Annotated in this window: 5 protein-coding genes; 2 read left to right on the top strand and 3 right to left on the bottom strand. The window is 64.5% G+C overall.

Going from position 1 to position 13,146, the window contains the following annotated elements:
- Window positions 1-16: 16 nt before the first annotated feature.
- The 3 genes from HPY44_14120 to HPY44_14130 all read right to left on the bottom strand — a co-directional run bounded on the left by HPY44_14120 (window position 17) and on the right by HPY44_14130 (window position 7,368).
- Window positions 17-1,138: an exo-alpha-sialidase gene (locus tag HPY44_14120; protein ID NSW57145.1), complete on the bottom strand. Its 1,122-nt coding sequence runs from the start codon at window positions 1,136-1,138 to the stop codon at window positions 17-19.
- A gap of 180 nt (window positions 1,139-1,318) precedes the next feature.
- Window positions 1,319-5,587: a VCBS repeat-containing protein gene (locus HPY44_14125; protein ID NSW57146.1), complete on the bottom strand. Its 4,269-nt coding sequence runs from the start codon at window positions 5,585-5,587 to the stop codon at window positions 1,319-1,321.
- Window positions 5,588-5,616: 29 nt separating this feature from the next.
- Window positions 5,617-7,368, bottom strand: a complete 1,752-nt coding sequence (locus tag HPY44_14130) for a hypothetical protein (protein ID NSW57147.1) — start codon at window positions 7,366-7,368, stop codon at window positions 5,617-5,619.
- Between the two features lie 170 nt (window positions 7,369-7,538).
- Between HPY44_14130 and HPY44_14135 the strand changes: the two genes are divergently transcribed.
- Both HPY44_14135 and HPY44_14140 read left to right on the top strand, forming a co-directional pair.
- Complete coding sequence (locus HPY44_14135; protein NSW57148.1) at window positions 7,539-10,121, top strand: chitobiase/beta-hexosaminidase C-terminal domain-containing protein; 2,583 nt, start codon at window positions 7,539-7,541, stop codon at window positions 10,119-10,121.
- Window positions 10,122-10,145: 24 nt separating this feature from the next.
- A complete protein-coding gene (locus tag HPY44_14140; protein ID NSW57149.1) occupies window positions 10,146-12,983 on the top strand; it encodes an NPCBM/NEW2 domain-containing protein in 2,838 nt (945 codons plus the stop codon).
- Window positions 12,984-13,146: the final 163 nt, after the last annotated feature.

A 13,146-nucleotide genomic window follows, 5' to 3' on the forward strand; every position in this document is an offset into this window, starting at 1 on the left:
GGCGGGAGACTTTCGGTCAAAGCAGGCTTCCATACCGGCTGATCCGGTGGAATGTCATCCGGTTCGCGTCGTGGAAGTTGTGCGCGCCGTCGTACGCGCAGCGAACCATGTAGATGATGTCCTCCCCATCAAACTGCCAGTCCACGTACTGGAAGCCCGTCTTGCGGATGGACTCCTCCCACGGAATCGGGAGGTCATCTTCCAGCAACGTGGTCACATGCCGCCAGTTGCGCAGGTCCGCGGATGCGTTCAGGCACAGCACATTGCGCTGGGCGGGGTACTTCGGGTCCGTGTTGTTGTTACTAAGGGTGAGATACAGGCCGGTCACCGGGTCACGGCGGATGGTGAACTTGGTCATGCCACCGGGAAAGTCGATGAAGCCGGTGGCGGGGTCGAAGTCGATGCGGCGTCCATCGTCGTGCACAGTCACGATGGCGGCCTTGTCCACTTCCGGGTCCGAGTGGAAACGCAGGATGTTCCAGATCTCGCCCCCAGGAGTCTCCACCACATTGCCCTCCAGCCAGCCCCGCACCGGACCCTCGCGCCAGTCCTTGGGGATCCACGCGCGTTCGCACAGGAGCTTGTTGCTCATGATCCAGTTGCGGGCATCCAGCAGGTCGCAGTCTTCGGGGCAGGAGATGACACAGGAGAGGAATCCGTTGCCCCAGACGGCATCGCGGCAGTCTTCCACGGCGCGGTAGATGCGCCCACCGGTCTTGAGTATCGGGACCGGCGCGCAGTGGTAGTTGGGGTTGGTGCGGAAGGGCCCGCCGCGGAACAGCAGGCCGGTCTCGGCGCTCATGGGATGGGTCCAGCGCTCGCCGCCGGTGTCGCTGCGGCGAATCACCACCGACCCGTACTCCTGGCTGATCCCGAGAATGTAGATAGACCCTTCGTGCTCGAACAGGTTGCCCCAGAAGAGGCCCATGATGTGGTTGATCTCGGTCCAGGTTTCGCCATCGTCGCTGGAGCGGTAGACGCTGGTGAGCCCCCACTCGTTCTCGTGAGTGCGGGGCGAGCCGGGGCCGAAGTAGTCATGGGTGGCGAGGATGTCGCCATTGTCGAGCCGGAGAATGCTGGGACTGCCGAGGTACGAACCGGTTGAGGCGTGCTGGAAGCGGATTTCGTTGAACTTCATGGGGTTCCTTTTCGTGGGGGGCAGCAAGTCTCCCGTCAGGAGTCCAGGGGTTTCGGCCCCCTGGCTATAGGCGAGCTGCCCCTCCGGGGCCTTGACGGCGACAACCAACACCAGTGGTACGCGAGAACAGACGACAGGCCGCCCGAGGCGGTCGGCCTACGCGAGTCCACGTCTTCTGACTCACGGCAGCCGGAACGCCACCATCTCCCCGGCATCGGAGACAGCCACAACCTGCCCCTCGCCGCACAGCACGCGCATTGCGCGGCCGGGGACTTCGCCGTGCGCGGTGAGCCTGCCTTCGGCATTCAGCGCCACGATTCCTGCCGAACCCGCTGCGGCAACAATGTGCCTTCCATCCGCGCTCAGGGCGAGGTCTCCCGCGCCGTCCGGGAGCGCCGTGCGCCACTTCGTGGTGCCGTCGAGGTTGAGGGCGAACACGTTGGCGCTCTCGGCCGCCGCGAGGATCACCGGGGTCCCGTCAGCGGCTTTCGCCTTGCCGATGATCCGGGTCACGCGATCGCCCAAGTTCACGAGCCACAGTTGCGTCCCGTTGCCATCATAGCAGAGCAGGTCGCCGCCGTCGGTGCCCACGAGCACCTCGGGCAGTCCGTCGCCATCCACGTCCGCCGAAGAGACCGCGGTCATGTCCGGGCCCAGATTCCCGGCAGTGTATATGCGCTTGCCGTCATTGTCGATGAGGTTGATCCGGTAGTACTCATTGCCCGCCACGATTTCGGGCAGGCCGTCGCCGTCGAAGTCATCAGCGCAACTGACCGTGGCCGAATGGGCGTAGATGATGTTCGACCACATGAGGGTGCCGTCGGCGCGGTAGGCCACGTACTGCCAGTTCTTGCAGCCGCAGACCATCTCGTCCTTGCCGTCGCCGTCCAGGTCAGCAGCGAGTATGGTCATGACATCCGGCGCGATTCCTCTGTACGGCGGCGGCGTCTGCTCCCAAAGCAGCTTGCCGTCGCTGGACAGCAGCGCAGCCCGGCTCCCGAGACCTCCGGCCATCACTTCGTCCTTCCCGTCGCCGTCCACGTCGCCGCAGGCCAGGGTGAGGAACCCGGCGCGCTGCTTCGATGCGAAGCTCCAGATCGGCTCGCCGCTGGCGCGGAAGGCCTGGATCTCCCCCGCCTTGCTGCAGGCCAGCAGTTCATCGACGCCGTCCCCGTCGATGTCGCCGCTGGTGATGTCCGTGATCTCCGGTCTGGCGCCAGGCGCAGTTCCGCGGACCTCGATTTCGGCGATATAGACCGCGGAATCTTCACGCGCCGGAGTTGCCGTTAGCCGCAGATAGCGGGCCTTCTGCCCGATGGGAACCGAGTAAATCGTGTTGACGTTGTTCCCCCAGCTTTCCGTGCCCGTCTCGGTGAAGGGTGTGGCGAGAGCGCGGAGGTCCTGCTGGAAGTTGTCGTCGCTCAGTTCCAGGGAGCGCGCCGCGATGTCCCAGCCCTCGTTCATGTGCCATTCGCGCAGGGAGACGGAAGAGATTTCGACGACCTCGCCCATGTCCAGAGTGATCTTCGCTTCCTGCCCAGCCGGCCACATGGCCGAATAGATGGATGAGCTGTACATGCCGTCCACGAGGCGCTCCACCGGGCTGTGACTCGCCCGGGGGGCCGGCTCCGAAGTGATGCTCGCAGGTCGCAGCATTTCCAGCGGTGCCTCGAAGCCCGCCTGTTTCCATGCCACCGTCAGTTTGGGGCAGGCGAGACCGTTGTCTGCCCCTGCAGTTTCCGGCGCGGGAAGCGCAGCGGCTTTGCGGATCAGGTCCGCCAGTTCGCTTCCTGCCGGGGCAGCTTCGAACCCCAGGCGGTGAGTGCCTTCCTCCAGCGTCAGGCGAAGCGTGCCGTCGGCAGTGACCTGGTGCGGCGTGCCGTCCAGATTAGCCACAGCATTCGGGGTCGCCCGCAGCGACACCTCGCAGGCGCCATCGGCCTGCAGGACCGCCAGGCCCTCCCCCGCGACCATTTCTACTGACACCGGGCCATCGGCGGTCAGGCTCATACCGGGCCCGGATACCCTCGTCGCGCCGAAAGCCGCCCAGCGGTCGGCTGCGATGACAAGCAGGTCGGCGTCGGTCTCGATCCCCAGTTCCGCGGCGGAGAGTCTGCCGACGACCACATCCGGGCCGCCGGGACCGTCAACGATGACTCCATCCGCGCCGGCTCTCCGCACCGAACGCTCCACCGGATCGTCCTGCGGGAAAGAGTGCACCAGGTTCACAAAGCGGTACTCGCCGCCGGGTTCGAGTGTCAGCCCGACCTGTCGCGACAGCCGGCTCACCGGCATGCTCTCAACGGTCTTGAGGTTCTCCAGGCGTGCCGGGGCAGCATCTCCGGCGGCGATTACCAGCCGCATGGGCTTGTGATCAACGGTGAGCACCCCGTCGTGCAGTTGCGCATCTCCCCACGGCCGCCAGCAGGAGCGCAGTGTGAAATCCCCCGCTTCCTTTGCAGTCACCGTATCAAGCACCAGGAAGTATGCGCCCCTGCGCCAGAGGATCCTGCGCTGCCAGTCGGCGCCGGAGTAATCGTTGAGATATGTGCGCGTGCAGGCGTAATGGTCCAGATCGGCAACGAGCCCCAGCCCAGTGATTGCCGGGGTCTTGTCGGTCTGCCCGTTGCGCATGATAGCCACCGAACAGTGGTACTTGGGCGCGTTCTTGATATACTCGCCGTCCACCAGCAGCGGTGCGCCGCCGTCCGAGTACCGCACAATGGCGTTCGCGTCAAAGTGCATGTGGGTACCCCGGCCGAAACCATCCAGCAGCAGGTACTGGTCTTCCGGAGCCAGCCCGGCGCGAAAGGCCAGTTTATCGAAGCTGACTTCCCAGGGCAGATTGGGCTCAACCGGGTACTGAGGGCTGTGGTCGATGTAGTCGTAGCAGAGCTTCGGCAACCGGGAAAGACTGATCCCGACATGGCTCTCGGCCGGCCGGGGCTCGAAGCCTACATTATACGGCTGCCCCAGGGTGTAGGTGTGCCGGTCGCCCGCGAGTTCCGCGCCCCAGAGCAGCTCGGGATCCTTGTAGTACCACGCCGCGCGCTGGACAACCGGGCGAATACCCGAGGAGGACTTCTCGTCGGTGTGGTCGCCGAAAGCCGCCTGGTAGCCCCTGTTGTCCATGACCATCATCGCAACCCGCGCTGCTTCTCGCGCGTGGCCTTCGTCGAAGAAGGTGGTGTCGCCCTGGGCGAGGGAGTAGATCATCACATGCTCGATGGGCAGCCACTGGTATGCCGCGGCGTCCTCCAGGGGCTTGGGGCTGTGCTTCTGTCCGGCGAAGATGCCCTCGGCCACAGTCAGCCAGTCTTCCACTTGCGGGCGCTGATAGTGGGCCTTCAAATAGCGCCCCACGAAATAGATGCCCAGCGCCGGGAAGGTGTTGTGATTATGGACGATGGTGGTATTCTCACGCCACTTGTCCACCGCTCCCGGGCGGTTGTAGCCCTGGTAGATAACGCACTCCAGGGCAAGGCGCACCAGTAGGTTCGTGAAGTCCAGGCGTTCCTGGTCGCTGAAGGCCCCACTCTCTTCCAGAAGGTCCCAGAGGATAGCCACCGGATGGGTCCAGGCGTCCCGGAAGTCCCCGTCATATCGGGCCATGCCCTCTTCATTGATGGTCTTGTCGGTCCGGTAGTACTCCAGCAGCGCGTGCATAAGGTCCCGGTAGATCTCCAGGGCGACCGGGTCTCCGGTGCGATGTGCCTTGTAACCCCAGCGGATCAGCACCGACACGCCGTTGCGTCCCTGGCCCGGGCTGAACATGCTCTTGCGGCCGGTGGCGATGGCGGAGGCCTTCTCCTGCGCGGAAGTGAGTTCACTTGCACCCTTCGGCTTCTCGTCCGACTCCAGTTCAAGCACCTGAAGCCTGCCGAGGGACAGGCCATTGCCCTGTGCCGCCTCCGTGACCAATTCCGCAAAGGCCTGAGCGGCCCGGGCAGTCCCCTCGGCCTTGCTCCCTCCCACCAGGATCGCGTTCTTCCCTCCGCCGAAGGGGTCGTGGATCGAGCGGATCACGTACCCGCTGGGCCCGGTGTACTGCTGGTCCAGGCAAACGAAGAAGTTGTGGTAGAGCCGGGCCACGATGCGGTTGTTGTCCAGATGGCCCACGAGTATCACATTCGCCGGCCCCTCATCCGGCCAGCGGCAGTTGGCCTCACTCACGAGCGGCAACTCCACCCCGGTGGCCTGCTTCACTGCATTCTGGATCGCCTGCGCTGCCTGCTTCCACGCCGCCTCATCCGCGTGACAGATGACCGCCTGCGCCTCACCGTCCCGCACCAGTTCGGTATCCAGGTCCAGCGGCATCAGCTCGTCGGCGCGGATTTCGAGTTCCGCCAGGAGGGCTTTCTCGGCTTCCAGCACTTCCTTCGGCGCAGCGCAGGCGACGCCCGCAGCGAGCACCGCGAAAATCCAGATGGACACCGTAGGGATGGACATCACTTGAGGCCTCCGTATGCGTTGCATCTCTAGTCAACCGCGTCCTTGAGCACGAACAAGCGAGTCTGCGCGTCGGCAGGGAGCGTTACCCTCCGTCCGGGCACGCCGTCGAAATCTTCCAGCACGATCTGCCTGGGGCCTTCCTGCGCGGCCCAGTCCTGGTCGTAGGTCAGCACGATGTGGTACGGCCCGGTCTTCACGCGCCGGACGATGGGCAGCGTCTCCTTGAACTGCTTCTGCGCGGGGACATCAATCCTTACATCACCTGTGCGCAAGCAGTACTCGACGCACTTCGCCAAGGCAAGCCCCTCGATCATCGCCGCCACCGGTTCGGACGCACACCGCAGATACGGGTTCAGCGCTTCCCCGCTCATGCTGAACACAGGGCGGTCTTCGCGGATACCGTATTTCTCGGCGGGCTTGTCGCGCTCGATGCGCTGGAAACGCACGGTCCCATCATCGGCCACGTCCAGCACATGGAGCACTTCGTAGCGCTCGAACCGGGCAGGCTCGTCACTTCCCTCGGGAGCCAGTTCGAAGGGGGTGCCGACCATGAGGTCCGCGTCCTTCGCCGGCTTCCCCGGCCTGTGATGGTTCCCGGTGCCCGACCAGTTCCAGAGCACGAGACCGTCGCAGCCCGTGAAAAAGCATGCGGCGGTCATTGCGCGGGTCTCCTCATTGGACAGCGGCTGATTCTGCCACCACCGCCACCCTCCCCCGCCGCCATGCAGGAGGGTCCAGTAGTAGGGCCGCACCGGTTTGCGTACCTCGCACGAGTTGACCAGACGCATGTTCAGATCGATGTTTGCGAGGGTATAGGCCACATTCTGACTGGACCAGTAGAAGCAGTAGACAGAGGGGTTCAAGATGTCCACTTCGTCGTAGATCGCTTTGCCGAAAGCGTTCCAGGCCCAGTCGGTTTCCGGGTCCACTTCCGCCCTCTCGATGCCGAACCAGCGCCGTCCGAAAGGCTGCCAGCCGTAGATGCTGATGTTCTTCCAGCCGGCTTCTCGCGCCGCCTGCACGGGAGCGATGTAAGTCAGGGCATACCCATCGTAGTAGCGCTTTTCAAAGTCCACCCGCTCCTGTTCCGGCGCGTCGGTGGGGTACCAGTCTTGCTTGCGAAGAGCATCGAGGGACAGCAGCCCGTGCTCCATATCGATCATCAACTGGTCGTACCCGGGGTCCAGCTTGAAGACACCGGCCTTCACCAGTTCGCCCTTGACATCCATTGCAGGCAGCAGATCGTAACGGCCATCTTCGATGCCATGCTCGGGCAGCCACTTGTGCCAGTCCACGAAGCCTCCCCAGCGCAGCCAGCCGGTGCCCTCGGGCATATGGGTCCAGTCATCGGGCTTGTGGTTATACGGATAGATGACCTGGAAGCCATGGGTCGCCGCATAGTCGTGCATCGCCCAGTTATGCCAGCCACCGTAGCTGAACTCGTTAGTGAAGTGCCGGAACCGGAAGGGTTGAATGCCGTCTGCCACGTATGGCGCGGTCCCGTCCGGCCAGTCGTCCGTCATGTTCGCAGGGTATGGTTTCCCAGGCCGGCCGACAACCGGCGGATCATTATCCAGGGGCACTCCGCGCAGCATGTCGGCGGTGATCGAGCTTTCTGCGGCTATCTCGACCTGCCCGGCACCGGCAGGCAACGTGATGATCGCGAACCCGGGCAGTTTGTCGGCGAGTGCTGAGAGTTCAGCGGCTGCCGGATCGGGCTGAGCCATGCAACCACTCACAGCGGCCAGTATCATGACAAGTGCGCAGAGCAGTCTCATGGTCGATTCTCCCCCGGGAGTCTGGGATGTGAGCGCCCATTTCGCCCCGGCAACCCTCCAATCCTGCGCGGAAGGGGCAGGTGTGATGCGGCGCGAATATGGGGTAGGCTGGTAGAGCAGCGAACCATCTCGCATCGTGGCGACCTTTGCGCGGAGAGATCCCTTCGACCATGGAACACTGCCCGGCACTTAGGCGCAACATCACTCTCATTCCCGAGGTACTTGCGATTTTCTGCCTGCTCTGCTGCCTGAACACGGCCTGGGCGCAACCCCTCGCGACCGTGTCGGATATCGCGACGCCGCAAGTCAGGCCGGAGGGTGCGCCGAAGCCTTCGGACGTCTGCTTCTCCACCCGCTGGCCCCGGGGATTGAACTCGAAGGACCCGTACGACGGTCTCGCCGCTGCGCACCAGTTCCACGCCACCCGGCTGGACTGGCTCTACACTCAGGGGAAGGCCGAGTTCATCCGGCGGGCGAAAGAGCGCGGTTACGCGGTCAGCGCGGCGGTGAACAGCACGCTGCCGGATAGCCTCGGCAGCCGCGACTATACCATCGGACGGGCCAGGTACCTGGACGGCAAGCCGATCATCGCCTCCTGGATGCGGGCCTGGGGCATGTATTGGGGCTGCTGCAACAACCCCGCGTACCGCAAGCTGTACCTGGACTTCGCCACTGCGGACGTGGACCTGGGAGCAGATTCTCTCCAGACTGACGGCGAGTTGGGCAACATCCACCTGCCCGACTGGGGCGGGTGTTTCTGCGAGCACTGCGTGGCTGGATTCCGCGAGTTTCTGCAGGAAAACACCACCCCCGAGCGTCGGGCGGAATTGGGCATTCCCGATCTGGCGAACTTCGACTATGCCGCGTACCTGCGGGAGCGAGGCACGGAAAGCAACGTCCACTGGCGGAACTGGAAGGGCGACCCGCGGCTCGCCGAGCTGTTCGTGAAGTTCCAGGAAGAGAGCATGGTCCGCTTCTACACCGAGGTCTTCGCGGCCATCGACGCCCATGCCGGGCGGCACGTACCCCAATCCGGCAATCACGCCGGCCCGTACCGCCCGCACCACAGACTCTTCGACTACTTCATGGCCGAGACGTACCCGTACCGGGAAGGACTGCCCCGCCTGCTGTACTACGAACGCATCCTGCCCTCACGGGAAGCAGGCAAGCCCTACGTGTTCACCTTCGTGACCGATGACGTGTCCCGGACCCGGCGGTTCATTGCGCTTTCTTACGCATTGGGCGCCCACGTGATCGTGCCCTGGGACGTGTATACGGGCTCCAATACGCCGCGCGTGTTCGCCACACCGGACCAGTATGCCGACCTGTACGGCTTCGTGCGCGCCAATGCCGAACTGCTGGATGGTTACGAAGAGGCTGCCGTCTCTGGTCCGGGCTGGACGGATGACCGGTACGACTCCCGCCCTCCGGTTCGCGTGGACGGGCCGAGCGATGTCTACGCCACGGTGCGCGCCAGACCCGGAGATTCCAACGCTCCGGTTGCGGTGCATCTCGTGGACTACTCCGAGGACCCCGAGCCCTTCCGCATTGTTCTCGACCCCGCGCGGTTCTTCGGCGACCGTCCCCTGAAGCTGCGGCTCCTCACGCCTGCCGCCTATGACGCCGACGCCCACGCGCAGGCCGAGGCGAGCGGGGATTTCGCGGCCCTGGCGGAATCCGTGGACATTCCCGGCGGTCGCGCGACACAGATTGCGATTCCCGCTCTGAAGCCCTGGGGGATCTTGTTGGTTGAACCCGGTGACGGTGATCCGGAAAAGTCGTGGGAGCCGGCGATCTGGGCCGAGCACGCAGATCGCTTCCGCGAGCAGATCCCCATTCACATCACCTCACCGGACAGCGATGCGACACTCCGCTATACGTTGGACGGATCCGCGCCGGGGCCTGACTCCCCCGAGTACACTGGCCCCATTCAGCTGAACCAGACCACTACCGTAAGCGCCCGAGCATACACGACTCGCGGCCCAAGCGCCACGGTGCGAGCCACATTCACGCTGGACGAAAGCGCACCGAAACCCGCCGCACCGGACACTCCCGGTCTGGGTGCGCCGCTGTTGTCGTGGCTTTCCGCACAGCGTCTCCTGGAGACCCACGATGACGGCGACGAAGTGCGGGTCTGGCCCGCCGAAGCCGGCCCCGATGCCACGGTGCCTGCGCTGGACCTGTCCACGGGCGTCAAAGCCGGACCGCCGTTGCTGGACGTCGACGGCATCAACGGACGCGCGGCTCTGCGCTTCCGCGCTCAGGGCGACCTGCTGTCGGCGCCCGGGGTGTTCGCCGACCTCGCGGTGCCCGGCGCGCCCACGGTCTTCGTGGTGATGCGCTCCGAAGACCCCGAGTTTGGCATTTGCGGCAACGCGCTCAACGGCTCCGGGGGAATCCCGCGCCTCTACATGACCCGGGGACGGATGCATTACGACACCTTGGACCGGTACGTGGGGGTGGCATTGAGCGACAATGAGCCCGGGCTGGTGGCATACATGCACGATGGAGTTTCCACGGCCGGCGTGCGGACCAACGGCATACCCACCGCAAGCCGCAACGACATCCCGGCGGTGGCGGAATTCGGCGGCGGGAATCTCGCGATGCCCTTCTGCTCCGGCAATCGCGAGCGAGCAGGATTGATCGCCGAAATCGTGGTCTTTGGCGGGCCCCTGCCCGAGGAGAGTATCCGGGGCGTTGAGGAGTACCTGCTCGCGAAATATGGCATCCCTGGCGCGCTCAAATGGCGATGATTACCGTCGCGTGGAGGTCGTGAGATGAGGATCTCCTGCCTGCTCCTTCTGTCCGCACTGCCGGCATTCTGCCAGGTGCGACCTGATGCGAACACCACTTTCCTGTGCACATTCGACCGCGACCTGCGCGCCGACTACGCTCTCGGTGACTGGCGCGGCTCCGCTCCGCCCGGCGTTTCGCTGAGTCCCGGCAGATTCGGCTCCGCGGCCCGCACCAGTGGGCAGGGCATCACATACAATGCCCACCAGAACCTGTCCCTTCCCGAAGGCAGCCTTGAAGTCTGGTTGCGACCGCTATGGATCAACGCCACGCCGCCCACGGCTACAGTGTTCGCCTTCACCACCGACGCCGGCGACTACCTGAATCTGAACGTCATCGCAGGAGGCCGTTTCGGAGTAGCCGTGCGCACAGGAGGACAGGAGGACTGGGTGTGGCGGAGGATTGATGTGGACGCCTCAAACTGGGACCCGGAAACCTGGAGACATGTTGCCGCCACCTGGAACGCCACCAGCCTGCGGCTCTACGTGGACGGTCAGCCAGTGGGGAATCCGGTGGACGACGTCCAGCCCTTCGAGGGCGAGGCGACGACATTCCGGGTCGGCGGCGGCGAGATGCTTCTGGATTGCCTGCGCCTCTCGAACTGCGTCCGCGGTCCTGAGGCCATCGCAGCAGCAGCGCTGTCTCAGCCCGGCCCGCCCGACCTGCTGTACCTGTCTTCCCTGCCGATGTCCGCGACCGGCGAAGTACGCGCCGATGGGCTGCCCGACCGCGCACACCTGATTCTGCCCCTGATGGTCGGCTCCCGTGTGCACGCGCGAGGTGTGGGCATGAACTCCCCCGCAAGCGCCGCCTTTGACGTCCCCGACGGCTTCACAATCCTGTCGGGGATTGCCGGTCCGGCGACTTTCGAGCAGTCAGGCGACGTGCTCCGCCTGTCCGTAACCGGAGACGGCCGCACGCTTTGGCAGTCCGACGCCACAGCAGCGACCGATCTGCGGGTGGATATCACCGGGGTGCACAGGCTTGAGCTTTCCGCGGAGTCGTCGGCCAACGCAAGCCACGCCGTCGTCTGGGCGGACATGATACTGCTGAAGCCCGGTGTCGATGCGCCGCCCAGTTTCAGCCGGGAGGCGCAGGCCAAAGACCTTGCCATCGCCCGTCTGAAGCTGAACAGCCACCGATTCACCTTCGACCTGCCCCCCGGGGATGAGCTGTACTACTTGTACGAGCATAGTCCACTGGACAGCGTGGACCCGGCGGTTGCGCCCGAATCAGCCAATCCCCACGAAATCCGGGCCTTCGCATGCCCGGGTGAGTACGAGCCGCTGGGGCTGATTGTCGCAGCCCGCCGCAGGCTGGAAGAGGTCCGCATCTCCGTGCAGCCACTGACCAGCGACGCGCACGTCATCCCGACGTCGGAAGTCGACATCCGCTGGGCGCTGCGCGGCCCACAGCGTAAGGGCTACTGGCTCAAGCCCGAGGAAAGTGAAATCACTTCCCGATTTCTCCTGCCCTGCACCCCGTTCGATCTTGCCCCCGGCAGCTTCCGGGAGATCCTCTTCGACATCCACGTGCCCGAAGACACTCCACCGGGGGTGTACGTGTCAGAGATATCCATCCGGCCCGGCAATGCACCAGAGAAGACCGTGGGCATCGCTCTGCGCGTCCTGCCGGTAAACCTCCCGCCGACGAGACAGCACAAGTTCGGGATGTACTACCGCTGGAACCATGCACCCGAGGCTGAAGAGCGGTTGCGCCTGGAACTGCGGGACATGCGCCGCCACGGCATCAATACCATGGGTCCGGCTCTGGGCATTGAGTGGCGGAAGGAGGGAGATCAGATTCGCGCGGACCTGGAACCCCTGCGTAGAGCCCTGACGATCCTGCGCGAGGAGGGCTTCTCAGGCCCAATCCCAATCCAAGACAACCTGGTCCAGCTTGCGCGGATGATTGGCTTCAGCAGCGTAGGTGGGCCGGCCAATACCGTTGTGCCCGGCCTTGAGGACGACGCGGGATTGCTGGCGGCCGCGAAATCGGGCTTTGATGCCCTGAAGCTGCTTGCCGCCGACTTCCCGGAGTTCCAGCTTTCGGTCACCCACATGGACGAGGTCTTCGGGCGCGATAGACTACCGCTCTACATCCAGCTCGCAAAGATCGTGCGGAAGACCACCGACCTGCCCCTGTACGTAACCCTGAACACCCGCCCCGGCAGTGGCTGGGAGCAGATGATGGCCGAAGCCGATCCGTATATCGATATCCGCTGCCATCACGGGTACACCATCGACCTGTGGCTCAAGTCCGGGCACACCTTCGAGGAGTTCGGCGAGCTCGCGCGGCGCTCGGGCGACCAGCAGTGGATGTATTACAACATGCGCGGCGCGTACTTCACGCCCGAATGGGTCCGCGTGGTCAACGGGTACTACATGTGGATGTCACCCGTCAGTCTACACGTTCCATGGATGTACTACAGTTTTGGCGGCGACCCCTTCGACGACACTGATTCCGAAAACTACGACTTCGGATACTCCGTGCCATCGCCGCAGGACGGCAAGACGCCGGTGCCGACACTGCACATGAAGGCATTCCGCGAGGGCATTGACGACCTGCGTTACCTGGAGCTCCTTGAGAGCCTCATCGAGCAGGCTCGCATCCAGAAACCCCGAGCGGCGCGGGAGGCCCAGCAGTTCCTCGCCCGGCTTCGAAAGATGATGCCGGCGATCCCCGCTGATCTTGCCGAGGTCGAGGGCGAGAGCCCGGTGCTGATCTGGTTCGACCGCAACTACACGGGTGAAGACTACCAACACTTGAGATACGGTGTTGCCGACCACATCCTACGACTGCAGGCAGCGCTGGGCGACTGACGCGAACCGTTGGGCCTCGCGTCCGGGCCGGCGAACAGCCCCCCACGGTGGGGGGCCCTGTTCGCCGGCGCCCGTGTTGACGCGCGCCGTGGCGCGGGACGCTTGACGGGGGAATCGCCGTCTCCTATCATGCGCCCTGTACGCTTCCCTGACCCGGCGGTTC

Source organism: Armatimonadota bacterium (assembly GCA_013314775.1).
Classification (GTDB): Bacteria; Armatimonadota; Zipacnadia; order Zipacnadales; family JABUFB01; genus JABUFB01.